This window comes from Streptomyces sp. NPDC001351 (assembly GCF_042896045.1).
GTDB lineage: Bacteria > Actinomycetota > Actinomycetes > Streptomycetales > Streptomycetaceae > Streptomyces.
The window spans coordinates 314,481-333,950 of sequence record NZ_JBIAWS010000006.1 but is presented as its reverse complement, the minus strand read 5'-3'; the positions used below and the strand labels follow the sequence as shown (position 1 = coordinate 333,950).

The window sequence follows — 19,470 nt, the reverse complement described above, 5'->3', positions numbered from 1 at the left end:
AATTGCGTTGTGGTGCGGGGACGTTAACCTTCGGCTAAGGCTTCGGCAAGGGGTTGGACGAAGTCTGTTCGAAGCGTTAATTCCGGTTCGGGATCCCGAACATGGGGGTGGTGCGGGGGGCGAGGGCCGCCGGTCAGGGTGTGTTCGGCGGCCCTCGGTACAGGGCGACTAGGCCTTGTTCCAGACCTCGTTGGTGCCGCCGTTGCAGCTGTACAGGATCACTTTGCTGCCGTCGGCGGTCGCCTGCCCGCTGACGTCCAGGCACCTGCCGGACGCCTCGCTGAGGATCTGGCCGTTGGCGTTCAGCAGCCAGCGCTGGCTTGCGTCACCGGTGAAGTCGGCGGTCGTCGTCAGCCCCGAACTCCCGGCCGTGAGGTAGCCGTTCGGCCCCTTCAGGGCGCCCTTGCCGTCGTACGACCACGACTGCTCGGTCCCGCCCGTGCAGGTGCTGATGGCGGCGCCGGCCGAGCCCGCGGTCAGGCACTTGCCGGACTGCTTGCCCTGCAGCGCACCCGTGACCGCCGAGCCGCCGTGGCCCTTCTGGTCGAAGACGTACGTCGTGATGGAGCGTGCCGCGAGCGTCGTGGACGCCGTGCCGCCGCTCACCGTCGGCCTGGCGACGTTCGCCCAGTCCTCGGTGGCCGAGGTCCGCACGGCCTGCGTGGCCCGTACCGGGGTCTTGTTGGTGAAGTGCAAACTCAGCGGTGTGTCGGTGGAGTTGTGGTTGTTGACCACGACCACCCAGGTGCCGTTCCGGTCGTACGACGACACCTCGACGCCGTCCGGCGCCCCGGTCACGTTGTGCGCGACCGAGCCCGGCCTGACGAACCTGCTGTACTGGCCGAGGGCGTAGTACCGCTTGGTGAAGTACAGCTTCTGGTTGCCGTTCGTCGCGTAGTCGGGGTCGTAGTAGATCAGGCCGTCGTTCCAGCCCGTGTCGTTGCGCTCGGTGGGGGAGGTGCCGTAGCCGCTGGCCAGGGCCACCCACCACTGGAACGCCGAGTCGTGCGAGCTCGCGAAGTCCTTGTAGATGATCCGCGACATCAGCAGGGCGTTGTCGATGGTCGGGTCGTACTCCTGGTTCCAGCCCGTGCTGCCCTTGCCGAAGCAGCAGATCTCGGTGGCCCAGGACTTCTTGCCGACCGTCCTCGACGTCTCGTAGACGTTGCCCAGCTGGCCGTCATCGGGGTTGTTGTACGTGTGGTGGGCGAGCGCGGACACGTACTGCGCGGTGCCCGGCTGCGCGATCCACTGCGGCAGCTCGTCGGTGAACTGGGTGGTCTTGCTGGACTCGTCGGCGATGATCGACGTCCGCTGCTTGCGGGCCCGCTGCTCGGCGCCCAACGCCCGTACGATGTCGTCGCGTTGGTCGACGGTGACCTGCATGCCCTCCTGGCCGCAGTCCCCGAAGTCGTTGTCCGGCTCGTTGAACGGGCTGATGTAGTCCAGCTTCACACCCTGCTCGGCGAAGTGGTCGGTCACGTCCGCCACGTACTTGGCGTAGTCCGACTCGCTGCCCGCCTTCAACTGGCCGCCGCAGCTCTGGCCGTTGGTCGTCCACTGCGCGGGCGCGCTGTTGACGAAGCCGATGAGGTCCTTGACGCCGTACTTCGCGGCGTACTCGAGGAAGGTGCGGCCCCCCTTGTCATTGCTCCAGTCGTACGAGCCGTCGGGGCCCAGGAAGTCCTGGGCGGCGCGGGCCGGAGTGGTGACCGCGACGCCGCCACCGCCGATGTTGTAGCGGTACGAGGAGAGGGCCAGCCCCTGCTGGGAGAAGAGCAGACGGGCGACCCGGGCCTGCACCTCGGGCTTGAAGTGCTGCAGGTCGTTGACCCACCAGGCGCCCGACGCGCCGATGTCGTCAATGGTCTGGGCGGCGTGCGGGGAGACCTCGGCCGCCGTGGGGGTGGCGGCCGAGGAGGGCGGGGCGGATATCAGGGGACCCGCGACGGCGAGCGCGGCTGCGGCCGTCAACAGGGCGGATCTGCGGGGGTGGGGGTGAGTCACGTGCATCCCTTCCGTCGTCATGAAGGTGGTGCGGTACGGCTCCTTGTGGGGGTGGTGCGTTTCGCATTCCTCTGCCCGACCGACTGCAGGGCGCCTTCCAGCGCGAACGTCGCCGCACCCAGACACGCCGGGTCGGTGGGGATCGGGGAGAGGACGATCTCGGTGGCGGCCATCGGCCGCGGCAGCGCGTGCCGGGCGACGGCCTCGCGCACCTCCGCGACCAGGGGCTCGCCGAGGGCGGCCGCGACCCAGCTGCTGAGCACGACCACTTCGGGGTTGAACAGGTTGACCAGGTCGGCGATGCCGGCGCCGAGGTAACGGGCGGTGTCCCGGACCACCTTGACCGCCACCGGGTCGTGCTCGCGCATCCCCTGGGCCAGCGCGGCGATGGTGGCCGTCTGGTCCTCCGGGTGCAGCAGCGGGCTGCCGGGGCTGAGCTCCCGCAGGTTCAGCATGATTCCGGGCGCCCCGACATATGTCTCCACACAGCCGTGGTTGCCGCAGTGGCACAGCCGGCCGTCGAGGACGATCGTGTTGTGGCCCCACTCGCCTGCGCTGTTGCTGATCCCGCGGTGCAGCCCGCCGCCCAGGACGAGCCCGGCGCCGACGCCGGTCCCGAGGGTGACCACGACGGCGTCGCCGCGCCCGCGCGCGGCTCCGAACCACAGCTCGGCGACCGCGACGGCACGCAGCGGGTTGTCCAGGTACAGGGGGTAGGCGATGTGCTCGGTGAGCAGGTCGAGCAGCGGCACGTCGTGCCAGTCCCAGTTCGGCGCGTACTCGGCGATGCCGGTGGCGCGGTCCACCTGCCCCGGCACGCTGACGCCCACGCCCAGCACCCGCGCGCCTTCGATCCCCGCCTGCGTGACCACCGAGCCGACGGCGGCGGCGACATGGCCGACCAGCTGCTCGGGGAGGCTCTCGCCGGGGCGGACGTCCTCCTCGGCGCGGGCGAGGACGTTCAGCGCCAGGTCGAACAGCTCGACATGGACGTACGTCTCCGCGATGTCGACGCCGATCAACGCGCCCCCCGACGCGTTGACCGCCACGAGACCCCGGGGGCGGCCGCCCGCCGAGTCCTCGAACCCGACCTCGGTGATCATCCGCAGATCGAGGAGCTCACCGACGAGCGTGGCGACCGTGGCGAGGCTCAGACCGGTGGCGGCCGCCAGCTCCTGCCGGGAGGTGGGCGACGCGGCGATGATCTGGCGCAGCACCTCGTAGCGGTTCGCGGTGCGGATGTCACGTGATGTGCGCTTCACAGGGCGGCCCCCGTTCCTTCAGCCAGGCGGACCGGGCAGGTCGGCACCGGCGCGGCGCAAGGCTATGGCCTGCGGGGGACTTTCGACAAGGGGTTAGGAAAGGGGGTTTATAAAGCCCTTCGGGAGTCAGTCGCCCAGCACTGTCCGCACGAAGGGGTTGGCGAATTTTCCGTCCCCGTCCAGCGCCCGCGCAAGCGCCCGGAAGTCGGCCAGCCGGGGGTACCGGCCGCGCAGGACCGCCGCGGGCGTGGTGAAGACCTTGCCCCAGTGCGGGCGGGCGTCGAACGGGTCCAGCGCCTCCTCCAGCCGCCGCACCACCGGCAGCACCGCCTGCGTGTCCTCGACCCAGGTGAAGTGCGCCGCCACGGTGTCCCGCCCGTAGGCCGGGCTCAGCCACTGCCGGTCGGCGGCGACCGTGCGTATCTCGCAGGTCTGCAGCACGGGGGCCACGGTCGCCCGGATCCCGTCGAGGGCGTGCAGTACGTCGGCGGCGTGCCGCCTGGGCAGCAGATACTCCGACTGCAGCTCGGCCCCGCTGCTCGGCGTGAACTCCGCCCGGAAGTGCGGCAGCCGCTCGTACCAGGGCCCCGGCACCCCGAACTGCTCCGTGCAGTTCACGGCCGGCATCCCCGGCACGGGATGCAGCTTCTCGGTCGCGGGCGCGGCCCACGGGAAGTCCGGCAGCGGCTGGTCGGTGCGCCGCTTGAGCCACACCTGCCGGAAGCCGGGCTCCCGCCAGTCGGTGAACAGGCTCACGCTGTACGCCGCCGCCGCGATCGTCTCGTACGTCTCCAGGTCCAGCCCGGCGAGGGGCAGTTCGGTGAAGACGTGCTGTTCGACCTCGAAGGCCGGCTCCAGGTCGAGGGTGAGGGCGACCACGACGCCGAGCGCGCCCAGCGAGGTGACGGCGCCCTCGAACCGCGCGTCGCCTCTCGCGATCCGTACCGTGTCCCCGTCGGCCGTGACCAGCTCCACCTCGCGCACCGGTGCCGCAAGCGATCCATTGCTCACCCCCGAGCCGTGGGTGCCGGTCGCCACCGAACCGGCGACGGAGATGTGCGGCAGGGACGCCATGTTGGGCAGCGCGAGGCCGTGCGTGTGCACCACGCGGGCCAGTTCCGCGTACCGGACGCCACCCGAGACCCGGACCGTGCGGGCCGTGGTGTCCACGTCGATCACCGGCGGCAGTCCGGCGATCGAGAGCAGGGTGCCCTCGGGGCCCGGCTCGGCGATCTCGTTGAAGGAGTGGCCGCTGCCCAGGACGCGGACCTTCGCGCTGCCGGCCACGAGGGTCCTGAGCGCGTCGAGCGAGTGGGGGCGGTGCAACTCCTTTGCCGCATAGGTGATGTTGCCTGCCCAGTTGGTGACCGTCTCCGTCATTCCCGTCGTCCCTCCGGCGAGTGCATGTGCGTGGACCCTCTGCATTGACCCTCTCATCTGCCGCGACCTAGCGTGGAGAGCGTTTTCTCCACCTTCCTCGCCGAAGACCGGAGGGTCACCCCTTGCCCGCGCGTCCCCAGGCTCTGTTCGCCATGACCGCCGAGAACCTGCCGCTCGTCTTCCCCGCGGAGGTGCTCGGGCGACTGCGCGAGGCGGTGGACATCGATCCGGACCTGGTCGCCGAGGACTTCACCGAGCCGCGCGTCCGGGAGGTGCTCGCGCGCACCGAGATCCTGGTCACCGGCTGGGGCTGCCCCCGCCTGCACACCGCCGTCCTCGACGCGGCGCCGAAACTGCGCGCGGTCCTGCACTCGGCCGGCTCGGTCAAGGGCTTCACCACGCCCGAGGTCTGGCGGCGCGGCATCGCGGTCTCCTCGGCCGCCGCGGCCAACGCGCTGCCGGTCGCCGAGTACACGCTCGCGATGATCCTGCTCGCCGGGAAGGACCTCCTGGGCGCCCGGGAACGCCTGCGCACCACACGGGCCCATCCCGGCTGGGGCGTCGTCCCGGGCATCGGCAACCACGGCCGCCGCGTCGGCGTGATCGGGGCTTCCCGCATCGGCCGCCGCGTCATCGAGTTGCTGGCACCCTTCGACCTGCGCGTGAGCCTCACCGACCCGTACGTCACCGCGCCGCGGGCGGCCGAACTCGGCGTGGCACTCCTGCCGTTGGACGGCCTTCTGCGCACTTCGGACATCGTCACGGTGCACGCGCCCGAGACCCCGGAGACCCACCATCTGATCGGCCGCAGGGAACTCGCCCTGATGCCGGACGGGGCGACCCTCATCAACACCGCGCGCGGCGGCCTCGTCGACCACGAGGCCCTGGTCGACGAGGTCCGCACCGGCCGTCTGAACGCCGTCCTCGACGTCACCGACCCCGAGCCCCTCCCCGCGGACTCCCCCCTCTACGAGCTCCCGGGCGCCTTCGTGACCCCGCACCTCGCGGGTTCGCAGGGCAACGAGCTGTCCCGCCTCGGCATGACGGTCGCGGAGGAGGCCGCACGTCTGCTGGCGGCCGGGGCTCTGGCCCATCCAGTCGATCCGGGGGCGCTGGAAAGGGAAGCGTGAGGTGCGGATTTCGTAGATCAAAGCCTCTCACGCGCAGCTATCCGCAAAGCGCTGGAGTAGTGGCCGCGATATCAGTAGCGTTCAGCTGTATGACGCTCGAACCGCTTCCCGAGACCGACCTCACCCGACACCGCCGTCTGCGCGAGCAGGGCAGCCTCGACCGCGCCGATCTCAACGCCGTCCTCGACGCGGGGTTCGTCTGTCATCTGGGGGTGGTGGTCGACGGGCGGCCGCTGGTCGTGCCCACGGTCTACGGGCGGGACGAGCGGCAGCTGTACCTCCACGGCTCGGTGGCCAGCCGCAGCCTCGCCGGTGGCACCCCGGTCTGCGTCACCGTCACGCATGTCGACGGCCTGGTCCTCGCCCGCTCGGTCTTCGAACACGGCGTCAACTACCGCAGCGCGATGATCCACGGCGAGGCCCGCAAGGTCACCGACCCCGAGGAGAAGCTGGAAGGCCTGCGCCGGCTCACCGAGCACGCGGCGCCGGGCCAGTGGGCGTACGCCCGGCTGCCCAGCCGCAAGGAACTCGCGGCCACCACCCTCCTCGCCCTGTCCCTGGAAGAGGCCTCGGTCAAGATCCGCACGGGCGCCCCCGACGACGGCGACGGCCCCGACGCGCAGCTGGGCCTGTGGGCCGGAACCCTGCCGCTGACCTCGGTCTGGGGCACCCCCGTGCCCGATCCGCTGCTGGCGCCGGACATCCCCGTACCAGGACACATCGCGCGGCGCGGGGGGACCCGGCACGGCTGACGCGGCGGCGGGGGCATACCGTGAGGAGTCGAACGCCTGAGCCGGAAGAAGGAGAGTCGGGATGGGCAGCCGTACCGCACTGGTCGAGGATCTGATGGAGCGCTTCCCGCACGTACCGCGGGAAGCCGTCTTCAAAGAGGACCTGCTGCGCGGAGGCGTGGCCTTCGACCCCTCCGCGCTCAGCGACAACGAGTCCGGCGAGGTCAAGCCGAAGTCGTACTTCATCTTCTCCTTCGACCACGGCACCCTGCCGGAGTTGGGCGAGGCCGCGCTGAGGCGTCCCCCGGAGGAGATCATCCTCACCGGCGGCCCCTACGACCTGCGCCGCACCGTCGTCTCCGTACGCGTGAACCCCACCTCGCCCTACCGCGTCGCCGCCGACGAGGAGGGCGTGCTCGGGCTCTACCTCGACGGCAAGCGCATCGCGGACGTCGGTGTGCCGCCCATGCCGGAGTACTACCGGCACACCCTCTCCAACGGGAAGTCGGTCATGGAGGTCGCCCCGACCATCCAGTGGGGCTATCTGATCTACCTGACCGTCTTCCGGGTCTGCCAGTACTTCGGCGCCAAGGAGGAGTGCCAGTACTGCGACATCAACCACAACTGGCGCCAGCACAAGGCGGCCGGGCGGCCGTACACGGGGGTCAAGGACGTCGACGAGGTCCTGGAGGCGCTGGAGATCATCAACCGCTACGACACGGCGAAGGCCTCCACCGCCTACACCCTCACCGGCGGCGCCATCACCTCCAGGCTCCAGGGCCGTGACGAGGCCGACTTCTACGGCATGTACGCCAAGGCCATCGAGGAGCACTTCCCCGGCCGCTGGATCGGCAAGGTCGTCGCCCAGGCGCTGCCCAAGGACGACGTGAAGCGGTTCAAGGACTACGGCGTGCAGATCTACCACCCCAACTACGAGGTGTGGGACGAGTATCTGTTCAAGATGTACTGCCCGGGCAAGGAGCGCTACGTCGGCCGCGACGAGTGGCACAAGCGGATCCTCGACTCGGCGGAGATCTTCGGCGCGCGCAACGTCATCCCCAACTTCGTGGCCGGCGTGGAGATGGCCGAGCCCTTCGGGTTCAAGACGGTCGACGAGGCCATCGAGTCCACCACCGAGGGCCTGCGCTTCTTCATGTCGCACGGCATCACGCCCCGCTTCACCACCTGGTGCCCCGAGCCCACCACCCCGCTCGGCAAGGCCAACCCGCAGGGCGCCCCGCTGGAGTACCACATCCGGCTGCTGCAGGCCTATCGCCAGACGATGGACGACTTCGGCCTCTCCTCCCCGCCCGGATATGGCCCGCCCGGACCCGGCCGCGCGGTCTTCTCCGTCAGCTCGTTCATGGACAGTCTCCCGGCGCAGGAGGCGGCAGAGGTGTGAGTGGCGGACGGGGACTTTGAGTCAAAACGGGTCCCCGTCCGTACAAGAGGCCGGAGTTGTGTCCTCCGGCCGGTTCACAGGTTCTGTCGGGACAACTGAACACAGCGCTTGTCAGTTGTGTTGAAAACGTGAAAGGCTCCTGTCCTGCCGCGAGGTTCCCCCCAACTCCTTCGCCGAAATTGGTGAGTTGACCTCGCTTGTGGATGCAGGAGACTCATGCCCGACCTGCCGAACCCGAAGGACGCCGCCGAAGCCGCGCTGTTCTCCGAGTGCTGGGACGCGGTGCTTTCCTACGCCGATCTGTGCACGGCCGGCGCCACCGCGGCCACTCAGCTGGCCACGGAGGCGTTCGCGCTCGGTATCCGCGAGGTCCGCGCCGCCGAGACCGGGGGCGCCCGGAGCAACGGCCGCCGCTCGCCCCGGCTCCCCGTGATCCCCCTGCTGCTGACCGCCGTACGCACCACGGCGGCGGCCTGGGAGGCCGAAGGCCAGGGCCACGACCTCGACCCCGACCTGCGCCTGTGGCTCAACTCGGAGAAGGGCGCCCGCTATACTGGCCCCCCGCTGCGCCGCCCGATCGCCCTGCGCGGTCTGCGCGACCTCCAGGAGGCGGATGCGGCGCTGCTGTGGCTGGCCGAGGTGGAGTCGCTGCCACGGTCCGTGGTGGCCCGCCGGCTCGGCCTCGACCCGGCCCTCGTGGGCGAGGAACTCGACCAGGTGCGGGGCCTGTTCAGGGACCGCTGCCACCGCAACCACCTCGATACGCCGATGGACGCGCAGTGCCGCAGCTATGCGCGCCTCCTCGACGCGATCACCAGGTCGCCCGCCGCCGACATCCCGCCGGACCTCTCGCGGCACCTCGCCACCTGCGTGGACTGCGCGGAGGCCGCCGCCTGTCTGCGTCCCCAGGGCGGCGGGCTGCCCGCCGCCCTCGCTGGCGGTGTCATCGGCTGGGGCGGCCTCGCCTATCTGGAGCGCCGCCGCCGGGCCGCCGAGGTGCGCCTCGGTGTCGGACGGCCGGAGGCGGGCGACGGGCAGAGCGGCGAACCGAAGACCGGCGCCGACCGCGCACGCGTCATTCGGGGCGGGCTGCTGGTGGCCGCCGTCATGGTGTCGCTGCTGGCGCTGGCCACGTCGATGATGCCGTTCGGCGGCAGCGACAACGAGGCCGCGAGCAGCGACGCACCGACCGACAGCAGCCCCGTGGCGGCCCCGCGCCCCTCTCTGCCGTCCGCCACCCCGACACCGAAGAGCGCCTCCCCGACCCCCTCCGCCACCACCCCGACGAAACCCGAGGGGGGCAGGCACTCCGACCCGGAACCCCAGGGCACCTCCGCCACCACGCAGAGCAGCGCCCCGGATCCCGGCAAGAGCGCGTCCGCCACCTGCACGGCCGCCTACCACCTGGACAGCCAGTGGACCGACGGCTTCCAGGCCACCGTCACGGTCACCACCGCCGACGCCCTCGACACCTGGCGCGTCGCCTGGTCCTTCCGCGACGGCCAGAGGGTCGGCCAGATGTGGGACGCGAGCGTCGCCCAGAACGGCTCCCGGGTCACCGCGACCGCCGCCGACTACAACAAGGCCGTCCCCGCCGACGGCAAGATCACCTTCGGCTTCCTCGGATCCTGGCAGGGCAGGAACTCCTCACCGTACGACTTCACCCTCAACGGGCTGGCCTGCGCGAAGAGTTGATCTCGTGCGGCCCGTGAGAGGCACCGCGACCGGGTGAACCCGCCACAGTCACCCGGTCGTTCGGCGCCGGACGGTCAGCAGCCCGACTTGTAGAAGTACTTGCTGACCGACGGGTCGTTCATGTTCGCCTTCGTGATGGCCACCATGTTGGTGCCGATCGACTTCTGGACGCTCTTGCCCTCGAAGGCGGCCGCCAGCTGGTCGACGGCCTCCCTGCCGATCGCCGCCGGGTCCTGGGCGACCAGGACCTGCAGCGTGCCCGCCTTGAGCGAGGCGATCTCGTCGGGTTCGGCGTCGAAGGCGGCGACCTTCACCGCGCCCTGCTTGCCCGCCTGCTTGAGGCCGGTGGCGATGCCCTGGCCGGTGTTGGTGTTGCCCGCGAAGACACCGCCCAGGTCGGGGTGGGCCGCCAGCGTCGACTGGATCTGCGAGGCGGCGGTGGCCGGCAGGTCGTTGTCGTAGAGCGTGGGCAGCATCTTGATCTTGGGGTACTTCTTCATCTCCTCCGTGAAGCCCTTGATCCGGGCGTCGGTCGTGGAGACACCGGGCTTGACGCTGATCACGATGGCCGAGCCCTTCTCGCCCATCAGCTTGGCGAGCGCGTCGGCGGCGACCCGGCCGCCCTTCTCGTTGTCGGACGAGATCCGGGTGACGCCGATCGAGTCGTCGGTGACCGTGGTGTCGACCAGCGCGACCTTGGTGCCCGCCGACTGGATCTGCTTCAGCGACGGCGTGAGCGCGCTGGTGTCCACCGGCGAGATCATCAGCCCGTCCGGCCGGGAGGCCGCCACCGAGTCCAGGAGCGGCCGCTGCACCGACACGTCCCACTGCGCGGAACCATCCGCGCCGAAGTCCATGCCCTTGGCCTTCGCCTCCGTCTTCGCCGCGCAGGTCATGGTGATGTAGAAGGGATCGCTCTTCACGCCGGTGATCAGCCGCACCTTCTTGTGCGCGGCCCCGCCCGACGACCCCGACCCGCCGCCGCTGGACGAACTGCACGCGGCGGCCCCGGTGAGGGCCAGTACGGTGCCCGCGGCGACCAGTGCGCTGCGCCTGCTGCGAATGCTCAACATCGAGACATCTCCTCAATCCTGCTCTCGGGTCTTCCTGCGCATCTGGTCGACATAGACGGCCGCGACGAGCACCACGCCCACCGCGACGTCCTGCCAGTACTGCTGAACGCCGATGACGATCAGTCCGGTGGTGAGCACCGCCGGGATGAACACACCGATCACGGTGCCCAGCACCGAGCCGCGGCCGCCGAAGAGGCTGGTGCCGCCGAGCACCACGGCCGTGATCACCTTCAGGTTGTCGGTGGAGTGCCCGGCGATCGACGTGGTGCCGTACGAGGCCAGCCACATCACCGCGCCGAGCCCGGCCAGCAGGCCCATCAGCCCGTACACCTTCACCAGGTGCCGGCCGACCCCGATTCCCGCCCGTCGTACGGCGGTCGGATTGGAGCCGATCGCCAGGGTGTGCGTGCCGAACCTCGTCGCGCCCAGCACCAGGCCGAAGACGGCCGTGACCACCGCGGCCAGGACCACCAGCCAGGGAATGCCGAGCACCTTGCCGAAGCCCAGGCTGTTCTGCAGATGCGTGGCCGCCGCACCCGCCGGGTCCTGGCCGCCGGTGGCGAGTTCGGCGATCCCCAGCGCCGCTCCCAGACCGCCGAGCGTCACGATCAGCGGCGGCACCTTCCCGCTCGCCACCACCGCGCCCTGCAGCACGCCCCAACCGGCGCCCACCGCAAGGGCGATGACCACACAGACCGCGACCGTGCCCCAGCCGGCGTCCGGGCCGCCGTGGTGGATGTTGTACTCGCCGGCGGCCACCGCGGACAGCACCAGCACCGAACCGATCGACAGATCGATCCCGGCCGTGATGATCACGAAGGTCATGCCCACGCCGAGCACCAGATAGATGGCCGCGTTCACGGCGATCTGCGTGAGGTCGTACTGGGTGAAGAACTTGCCCGGTGCGGCGACGGTGAAGAACAGGACCAGCACCACGAGGATCACGAAGGTCCACAGTTCGCTGATGCCGGCCGCCCGCCGCAGCCAGTCCGGTACGGTCCTGCCCGTACCGTCCGACGGGGCCGGGGCCTGCTGCTGTGCCCCGGCCGGCCGCACTTCCTTGCTGTCGGCGGTCATCGCCCGTCCTCCGCTTTCCTCAAGGACCCGTTCTGCCCGGCCGGTTCGTCCAGCGACCCGGTCATCGCCCCGACCAGTTCCTCGATGGTCGTGTCCGCCGCGGTGAACGAGGCCACCCGGCGCCCGAGCCGCAGCACCTCCACCCGGTCCGAGACCGACAGCACCTCGGGCATGTTGTGACTGATCAGCACGACACAGATGCCCCGGTCCGCGACCCGGCGCACGGTGTCCAGGACCCGGGCCCGCTGCACCACCCCCAGCGCGGCCGTCGGCTCGTCCATGAAGATGACCTTGTTCGCGAACGCGACCGCACGCGCCACGGCCACCGACTGTCGTTGACCGCCGGACAACGTTGTCACAGGAGCGGTCACATCTTTCAGTTCGACGCCCAGCTCGGCGAACGCCTTGACCGCCTCCCGCCGCATCGCGGGCCGGTCGAGCACCCCCAGGCGGCCGAGCAGCCCGCCGCGCACGACCTCCCTGCCCAGATACAGATTGGCCGCCGCGTCCAGATCCGGAGCGAGCGACAGATCCTGGTAGACGGTCTCAAGTCCGTGCCGCTGAGCGTCCATCGGTCCGCCGAAACGGACCGCCCGCCCCTCCACCCGCACTTCGCCCTCGTCGGGTGCGAGCACCCCCGACAGGACGTTCACCAGAGTCGACTTTCCTGCGCCGTTGTCCCCGATCAGGGCGACGACCTCGCCCGCGTACGCCGTGAAGTCGGCGCCCTGCAGCGCCTGGACGTGACCGAAACGCTTGACCACGCCGTGCGCCGCGAGAAGTGGTTCCCTTGCAGAGGCCATGTTGTGCCTTCGCGTTGGTATCGTTAACAGTTCGTCGATTCTGGGAGCCCCATGGGTGGGCGTCAAGGGTCGTGTGTGGCGTGTTCCCAAGACGTTGCCCAGCGGCCCGCAGGTGCCCGTCCGACTGCCGAGGAGGACTGCGGCGTGGTCGGCCGCCCCACGATGAAGGACGTCGCCGCCGAGGCGGGCGTCAGTGCGATGACGGTGTCCCGTGTGGTCAACGGCGCGGGGAGCGTGGCACCGCGGACCGCCGCGAGAGTCGAGGCCGCCGTCCGCAAACTGGGCTACCAGCGCGACGAGTTGGCACGCCAGCTGCGCCGTGCGGACCAACCGAGCCGGACGATAGGCCTGTTGGTGGACAACGTCGCCGACCCCTTCATGGCGGCTGTCGCCTCCGCCGCCGAGGACGTCGCCCGCCGCCGCGGCAGCGTGGTGCTCATCGGCTCCAGCCGCGCCGACCCGCGCCGGGAACGCGAGGTCGTCGCCGCCTTCACCGCCCGCCGCGTCGACGGTCTCATCCTCACGCCGGCCGCGGGCAGCCACCGGTTCCTGCGCCCGGCGCAGGCTCAGGGCACCAAGATCGTGTGCGTGGACCGGGCCGCGCCCGGCCTGGAGGCGGACACCGTGGTGGTGGACAACCGCGCAGCGGTCGAGGAGGCCGTACGGCATCTGATCGCGCACGGTCACCGCCGCATCGGCTACCTCGGTGGCCGGCAGGACATCTGGACCAACGGCGAGCGCCACCTGGGCTACCGGGCGGCACTTCGGTCCGCGGGCATCGCCGCCGACCCCGGGCTCGTCCGCCACGGTCTGCGCTCGGCGCCGTCCGCCGCCGAGGCTGTCACGGCCCTGCTCGCCTCCGCCGAGCCGCCCACCGCCCTCCTCGCCGACAACGAGAACCTCGCCTTCGGCGCGCTGACGGTCCTGCCGCCCCGGATCGCCTTCATCGCCTTCGACGACTTCCCGCTGGCCGAGCGGCTGACGCCGCCCGTCACCGTCATCGCCCAGGATCCCGTGGCACTCGCCACCACGGCCGCGCACGTCCTGTTCGCCCGCATCCACGGGGACACCTCACCGCCCCGCACCGTCGTCATGCCGACGGAACTGATCACACGGGGGTCGGGGGAGGTGCCCGGGCCCTTCGCCGCGCGGGGTCGTTGAACGGCTCCCCGAATATGTCGTTGAACGGCTCCCCGAATATTCGGTGGCGCCCGGCGGACGTACCGCTCTATGGTGAGCAGGCATGGAGCGGTGGCCGATGGCCGCCGCTGTCGAACGAGTGCGGAACCGGGAGGTGTTGACCGATGGCTGTCTTTGCGACGAGCGCTGCCCGCATCCAGATCATCAAGTCCACCTCCGTGGCCGTCGGCTGACCTCAACTCCTTTCGCCGAGGCCACCCTTGTGAAGGGTCACCCTTGACTTCCAGCTCGGCCTCCCCTGTTTTCTCCGCGCTCGCTCCCTACGGCTGGGACGAGACATGGGCGGACGCGTTCGCCCCCCACGAGCCCGAGGGGCTCCTGCCCGGACGTGTGATCCGGGTCGACCGTGGCCAGTGCGACGTCGTCACCGCCGAGGGCGTCCTGCGGGCCGACACCGCCTTCGTCACCCCGCACGACCCGATGCGGGTCGTGTGCACCGGCGACTGGGTCGCCGTCGAACCCGGCGGCAACCCCCGCTACGTACGGACGTATCTGCCGCGCCGTACCGCCTTCGTGCGCTCCACCTCCTCCAAACGGTCCGAGGGGCAGATCCTCGCCGCCAACGTCGACCACGCGATCGTCGCCGTGTCCCTTGCCGTCGAACTCGACCTCGGGCGCATCGAACGCTTCCTGGCCCTGGCCTGGGAGTCGGGCGCGCAGCCGCTGGTCGTGCTCACCAAGGCCGACCTGGTGCCGGACGCGGTGACGCGTGCGCATCTCGTCCAGGACGTCGAGCTGTCGGCGCCGGGCGTGACCGTGCTGACGGTCAGCGCCGTGGAGGGGGACGGGCTCGACGTCCTCGTCGGCCTCGTCTCCGGCGGTACGTCCGTGCTGCTCGGGCAGTCCGGTGCGGGCAAGTCGACCCTCGCCAACGCCCTCCTGGGCGAGGACGTGATGGAGGTGCAGGCCGCGCGGGACGTCGACGGCAAGGGGCGTCATACGACCACCACCCGCAACCTGCTCGCACTGCCCGGCGGGGGTGTCCTCATCGACACACCCGGGCTCCGGGGCGTCGGCCTCTGGGACGCCGAGAGCGGGGTCGGACAGGTCTTCTCCGAGATCGAGGAACTGGCCGAGCGGTGCCGCTTCCACGACTGCGCGCATGACGCGGAGCCGGGGTGTGCGGTGCGGGAGGCTGTCGAGAGCGGGGAGTTGTCGCATCGGCGGCTGGAGAGTTACCGCAAGCTGATGCGGGAGAACCAGTGGATCGTGGCCAAGACCGATGCGCGGGTCCGTGCGGAGCTTCGGCGGGAGTGGAAGCGGAAGGGCTCCGCCGGGCGGGCGGCGATGGAGCTGAAGCGGGGGCGGCGGTAGAGGTGCCGGGGGTGGGGGCGCCGTCTGGGGGCCGCCGCCCCCAGGCCCCCGCTTCGGCCTGGACGGCCTCGTCCTCAAACGCCGGACGGGCTGAAAGTGTCGGCCGGGGCTCAAACTGCGCAGTTCAGCTTCGCGTCCGATTTCCGCTAGCCCCAGCAGCGCCGTCCGGCGGAGACTGGAAGGCATGATGGACGAAGACAGCAGGTACGAAGCCGTGCGGAGCCGGGATGCCCGGTTCGACGGGGAGTTCTTCTTCGCCGTCGTGACGACCGGGATCTACTGTCGGCCCAGCTGCCCCGCCGTGACTCCGAAGCGGCGTAACGTCCGGTTCTTCGCGACGGCCGCCGCCGCGCAGGGCTCGGGTTTCCGGGCCTGCCGGCGGTGTCGGCCGGATGCCGTGCCCGGGTCGGCCGAGTGGAATGTGCGGGCGGATGTGGTGGGGCGGGCCATGCGGCTCATCGGGGACGGGGTGGTGGACCGGGAGGGGGTCACCGGGCTTGCCGCGCGGCTCGGGTACAGCGCGCGGCAGGTGCAGCGGCAGCTCACCGCTGAACTCGGGGCCGGGCCCGTCGCACTCGCCCGGGCCCAGCGCGCGCACACCGCTCGGGTGCTGGTGCAGACGACGGAGCTGCCGATCACGGAGATCGCGTTCGCGTCCGGGTTCGCCAGTGTCCGGCAGTTCAACGACACGATCCGGGACGTGTACGCGTCGACGCCGAGCGAGCTGCGGGCGGCCGCTCCGAAGGCCGGTCGGCGTGCGGCCGCCCCGGCCGGGGGGATTCCGCTGCGGCTCGCCCACCGGGGGCCCTACCAGGCCGGTGCCGTCTTCGATCTGCTCGCGGGTGAGGCCGTGGGTGGGGTCGAGGAGGTGAGCGGGGCGCTTGGACGGCGGACATACCGGCGAACCCTCCGGCTTCCGCACGGGACCGGCATCGTCGCCGTCGACGAGCGGGCGGGGGCGGCCAGGCCCGCGTCCGGTGCCCATCCCGGTGGCTGGCTGGACGCCCGGCTGCATCTCACCGACCCCCGGGATCTGACCACCGCCGTGGGGCGGCTGCGGCGGCTCTTCGATCTCGACGCCGATCCCTACGCCGTGGACGGGCGGCTCGGCGGTGACGACCGGCTCGCGCCACTGGTAGCCGCCCGGCCGGGGCTGCGGTCGCCGGGAGCAGCCGATCCCGAGGAACTGGCCGTGCGCGCGCTGGTGGGGCGGGCGGAGGCCGAGCGGCTCGTACAGCAGTACGGGAAGGTGCTCGACGCGCCGTCCGGCAGCCTCACCCGTCTGTTTCCCGAGCCCGCCGTCCTCGCGGAGGCCGAACCGGACGGCACCCTGGGCGCGCTCACCGCCGCCCTCGCCGACGGCGCCGTACGCCTGGATCCGGGCGTAGACCGCGACGAGGCCGAGGCCGCGCTGCTCGCCGTGCCCGGCATGGACGCCGGTACCGTCGCCGTGATCCGCACCAGGGCGCTCGGCGATCCCGACGTCGCCGCGCCCGGCCCCGACATGCCCGACGGCTGGCGCCCCTGGCGCTCGTATGCCCTGCAACACCTGCGCGCAGCAGGAGAGGTGGACTGACGACGATGAGTGTTCTCTGGTGCCGCCTCGACAGTCCTGTCGGGCCCCTCCTCCTCACCGCCGATCCGGCCGGTGCTCTGACCTCCGTGTCCGTGCCCGGACAGAAGAACGGGCTTGCGGTACAGGATGGTTGGCGGCTCGAGCCCGCGGCCTTCCGTGCTGCCGAGGAGCAGCTGGCGGCCTACTTCGCCGGTGAACTGAAGGAATTCCGGCTGGAGTTCAGCACCGCCGGGAGCGAGTTCAGGGAGCGGGTGTGGGCCGCCCTCGACAGCGTTCCGTACGGGGCGACCACCACCTACGGCGAGATCGCCGCGCGGATCGGTGCCTCACGGGCCGCCGTACGGGCCGTGGGCGGCGCGATCGGCGCCAATCCGCTGCTGATCGTCCGGCCGTGCCACCGAGTGATCGGAGCGGACGGTTCGCTGACCGGGTATGCGGGCGGCCTCGAACGGAAGGTGCGGCTGCTGACGCTGGAAGGTGTCCTGCAGCCTCCCGTGGCCGGGCCGGCCCTCTAGTCCTCCAGACCCCAGCTGTGGATCCGGCGCGGGTGGATACGGATCACCTCCTCGCTCAAGTGCGGGCCCAACTCGTGCGGGCCGGTGAGGAGTTCGGCCTCGCCTCGGATGTCGATGCCTCGTACCTTCCACGGGCGCAGGCTCACGATGTCGTCGACGACCAGGGCGACCTTGGGGTTCTGCAGGAGGTTGCGCCACTTCTTGGTGCTGCCCATGGCGTAGCCGCCGATCAGGATGGTGCCGTCGTCCTGGGGGAAGAAGCCCACCGGGTTGGCCTGCGGCTGCCCGTCCGGGTCGACGGTGGCCAGCCGCCCCAGGCGCTGCGACTTCAGGTACGCGCGTTCCGCCTCGCTGAATTCGGTCATGGAAGCAGCGAAGCACGCCCGGCCCGCGCCGCACATCGGATCCTCGGCCTAGTCCCCTGGTCCTACGTCAGCCCCGGATCCCGGGGTGGCGCCGCTCGCGCGCAGCCGTCCGGGGGGAGTGCCCAGCGGACCACCTGGGAGAGGAACAGCGCGAGGGCCGCGCCCACCAGGAGTGCCGGAGGGAGGGAGCGGACGCAGGTCGGTGGTCCGGTCCCGGGTCACACCGGCCCCTCTTACCGCACCGCCGTTCGACGGCTCACCCTCGATGCGCGCCCGAGGCCGAGTGCCGTGGCGGTTTTTCCTGATGCCCCGTTTTCATACCGCCCATGCGGTGGACAATTAGGGGCATGAGCCAGCAGGGGGGAAGTCCCACCGGTCATGAGGACGACTGGTGGGGGCAGCTGTACGACGACTCCACCGAGGACACGGGCCCCGCATCCGCACCCGACACCCTGGACGACCGGTTCGCCTCGGTGGCCGGAGCCATGGGCACCGAGGCCGGGGCGGAGGGCGTGGACGAGGGGTTCGCCCAGCGAGGGGCGCCCTGGGATCCGCCGCCCCCGCCCGGCGGCCGTACCTCCACGGAAACCCCGGTCACGACGGTTCCCGAGTCGCGCATGCCCCCCGAGGCGGCCGGCCCGCGTGACGCTCCGGACGCGGGCCCCGCCCGGGACGGCTCGCCCGCCGCCGTCACCCCGGCGGACCCGGATGCCGCGGAGCACCGTCCGCGTCATGCCGCGGACAGCCCTTTGCCGCAGGTCGCCGACGGCACGCTCCCGTACACCGCGCGCCATCGTGCCGCCGCCGGGAAAGCCGTCCCGCGGCAGGCCGCCTCCTCGCCGGCGCCGGCCCCCGCGGCGGACGCCGCACCCGCCCGTACCGCCACCCACCTCGACCTCCCCACCCTCCCCCCGGCCTCCCTCGACTACGTCGGCTCGGGCCCGCCCACCTACGACGCCGAGCCCACCGCCCTCCCGCCCGCCGACCCCGACGAGCTCGACGACCTGGTCGCGGACACCGTGCTGGACGGCGCCCGCTACGGCGCCTGCACCCTCCGGGCCGTCTCCGTCCGCGGTGACTCCGCCCGCTACCGGGGCGAGCCGCGCCGCGACTCCCTCCTCACCGCCCGCTTCGGCACCGGAGAGCACGCACTGGTCCTGGTGGCGATGGCCACCGGCGCCCGCGCCACACCCGGCGCGCACCGGGCGGCCGCCGAGGCCTGCCACTGGATCGGCCGGGCCGTCGGCCGCAGTCATGCCCGGCTCGCGGAGGACATGAGGGCCGCCCGGCGCGGCGACCTCAAGTCGGGCCTGCACCGCCTCACCGACCGCAGCCTGGGCAAACTCCGCGCCAGCGCCGCCGAGCAGGGCATCGAGCCCGAGGAGTACGCGGCCACCCTGCGCTGTCTGCTCCTGCCCGCCGACCCCGAGTGCCGTACGCGCGTCTTCTTCGGGGTCGGCGCCGGCGGGCTGTTCCGCCTCCGCGACGGCGACTGGCAGGACATCGAGCCGCGGGTCAGCGAGGTCACCGGCGAGCCCGTCGTCGGCTTCGGCTCGCTGCCCGCCGAGACCCCCGAGGGCGACCGGCTCACCATGGACCTGGGGATCCCGACCCCGCCGAGCCCGTACGAACCCGCCCCCGAGCCGCCCCGCGAGCCCTTCCGGTTCCGTGCCTCCGTCGCCCGCCCGGGCGACACGCTTCTGATGTGCAGCGGCGGCCTCGCGGAGCCGTTGCGCGGCGAACCCGATCTGTGCCGGTATCTGACGACCCGGTGGTCCGGGCCCACCCCGCCCGGCCTCGCCGCGTTCCTCGCCGACACCCAGGTCAGGGTCAAGGGGTACGCGGACGACCGTACGGCTGCCGCCGTTTGGGAGGCGTGAGGACCCGGCGTATGCATTCATGGACCCACGCAGACGGCACCGCCAACTGCTGCAGACGGC

Annotated in this window: 16 protein-coding genes; 9 read left to right on the top strand and 7 right to left on the bottom strand. The window is 71.4% G+C overall.

What is annotated here, in order from left to right; translation table 11 throughout:
* Positions 1–168: 168 nt before the first annotated feature.
* From ACFY1U_RS23835 to ACFY1U_RS23825, 3 genes are all read right to left on the bottom strand, one after another.
* Positions 169–2,013 (bottom strand): glycoside hydrolase, encoded by a 1,845-nt coding sequence (locus ACFY1U_RS23835; protein WP_390696135.1) that lies wholly within the window; start codon positions 2,011–2,013, stop codon positions 169–171.
* A gap of 11 nt (positions 2,014–2,024) precedes the next feature.
* Positions 2,025–3,269 (bottom strand): ROK family transcriptional regulator, encoded by a 1,245-nt coding sequence (locus ACFY1U_RS23830; protein WP_390696134.1) that lies wholly within the window; start codon positions 3,267–3,269, stop codon positions 2,025–2,027.
* Positions 3,270–3,395: 126 nt separating this feature from the next.
* Positions 3,396–4,649 carry an FAD-binding protein gene (locus ACFY1U_RS23825; RefSeq protein WP_390696133.1) on the bottom strand — a complete coding sequence of 418 codons (1,254 nt, stop codon included), beginning with the start codon at positions 4,647–4,649 and terminating at the stop codon, positions 3,396–3,398.
* Positions 4,650–4,771: 122 nt separating this feature from the next.
* Between ACFY1U_RS23825 and ACFY1U_RS23820 the strand changes: the two genes are divergently transcribed.
* The 4 genes from ACFY1U_RS23820 (at position 4,772) to ACFY1U_RS23805 (ending at position 9,607) form a co-directional block, all read left to right on the top strand.
* On the top strand, positions 4,772–5,779 hold the full coding sequence (locus ACFY1U_RS23820) for a hydroxyacid dehydrogenase (RefSeq protein ID WP_390696132.1): 1,008 nt from the start codon (positions 4,772–4,774) through the stop codon (positions 5,777–5,779).
* A gap of 89 nt (positions 5,780–5,868) precedes the next feature.
* On the top strand, positions 5,869–6,531 hold the full coding sequence (locus tag ACFY1U_RS23815; protein WP_390696131.1) for a pyridoxamine 5'-phosphate oxidase family protein: 663 nt from the start codon (positions 5,869–5,871) through the stop codon (positions 6,529–6,531).
* A 61-nt stretch (positions 6,532–6,592) separates the two neighbouring features.
* Positions 6,593–7,912, top strand: coding sequence for a radical SAM protein (locus ACFY1U_RS23810; protein WP_390696130.1), 1,320 nt, complete (start codon positions 6,593–6,595; stop codon positions 7,910–7,912).
* A 216-nt stretch (positions 7,913–8,128) separates the two neighbouring features.
* A complete protein-coding gene (locus tag ACFY1U_RS23805; RefSeq protein ID WP_390696129.1) occupies positions 8,129–9,607 on the top strand; it encodes a cellulose binding domain-containing protein in 1,479 nt (492 codons plus the stop codon).
* Positions 9,608–9,681: 74 nt separating this feature from the next.
* On the opposite strand, the gene ACFY1U_RS23800 is transcribed toward ACFY1U_RS23805, so the two are convergent.
* From ACFY1U_RS23800 to ACFY1U_RS23790, 3 genes are read right to left on the bottom strand one after another with little or no spacing between them, the layout of a single operon-like run.
* Positions 9,682–10,680, bottom strand: a complete 999-nt coding sequence (locus ACFY1U_RS23800; RefSeq protein ID WP_390696128.1) for an ABC transporter substrate-binding protein — start codon at positions 10,678–10,680, stop codon at positions 9,682–9,684.
* A 12-nt stretch (positions 10,681–10,692) separates the two neighbouring features.
* A complete protein-coding gene (locus tag ACFY1U_RS23795; protein WP_390696127.1) occupies positions 10,693–11,757 on the bottom strand; it encodes an ABC transporter permease in 1,065 nt (354 codons plus the stop codon).
* Positions 11,754–12,560, bottom strand: coding sequence for an ATP-binding cassette domain-containing protein (locus tag ACFY1U_RS23790; RefSeq protein WP_390696126.1), 807 nt, complete (start codon positions 12,558–12,560; stop codon positions 11,754–11,756). The genes ACFY1U_RS23795 and ACFY1U_RS23790 overlap by 4 nt, the downstream gene beginning before the upstream one ends.
* A gap of 144 nt (positions 12,561–12,704) precedes the next feature.
* Here ACFY1U_RS23790 and ACFY1U_RS23785 point away from each other — a divergent pair, with 144 nt between their 5' ends.
* From ACFY1U_RS23785 to ACFY1U_RS23770, 4 genes are all read left to right on the top strand, one after another.
* Positions 12,705–13,721, top strand: coding sequence for a LacI family DNA-binding transcriptional regulator (locus ACFY1U_RS23785; RefSeq protein WP_390696125.1), 1,017 nt, complete (start codon positions 12,705–12,707; stop codon positions 13,719–13,721).
* Positions 13,722–13,976: 255 nt separating this feature from the next.
* Positions 13,977–15,074: a ribosome small subunit-dependent GTPase A gene (gene rsgA, locus ACFY1U_RS23780; RefSeq protein ID WP_390696124.1), complete on the top strand. Its 1,098-nt coding sequence runs from the start codon at positions 13,977–13,979 to the stop codon at positions 15,072–15,074.
* A gap of 187 nt (positions 15,075–15,261) precedes the next feature.
* Positions 15,262–16,650 (top strand): DNA-3-methyladenine glycosylase 2 family protein, encoded by a 1,389-nt coding sequence (locus tag ACFY1U_RS23775; RefSeq protein ID WP_390696417.1) that lies wholly within the window; start codon positions 15,262–15,264, stop codon positions 16,648–16,650.
* Between the two features lie 5 nt (positions 16,651–16,655).
* Positions 16,656–17,165: a methylated-DNA--[protein]-cysteine S-methyltransferase gene (locus tag ACFY1U_RS23770; protein WP_390696123.1), complete on the top strand. Its 510-nt coding sequence runs from the start codon at positions 16,656–16,658 to the stop codon at positions 17,163–17,165.
* Here the strand turns inward: ACFY1U_RS23770 and ACFY1U_RS23765 are convergent.
* Complete coding sequence (locus tag ACFY1U_RS23765; protein ID WP_390696122.1) at positions 17,162–17,530, bottom strand: PPOX class F420-dependent oxidoreductase; 369 nt, start codon at positions 17,528–17,530, stop codon at positions 17,162–17,164. The two genes, ACFY1U_RS23770 and ACFY1U_RS23765, sit on opposite strands and share 4 nt — an antisense overlap.
* A gap of 347 nt (positions 17,531–17,877) precedes the next feature.
* Here ACFY1U_RS23765 and ACFY1U_RS23760 point away from each other — a divergent pair, with 347 nt between their 5' ends.
* Positions 17,878–19,410, top strand: coding sequence for a protein phosphatase 2C domain-containing protein (locus tag ACFY1U_RS23760; RefSeq protein WP_390696121.1), 1,533 nt, complete (start codon positions 17,878–17,880; stop codon positions 19,408–19,410).
* The last annotated feature ends 60 nt before the right edge of the window (positions 19,411–19,470 follow it).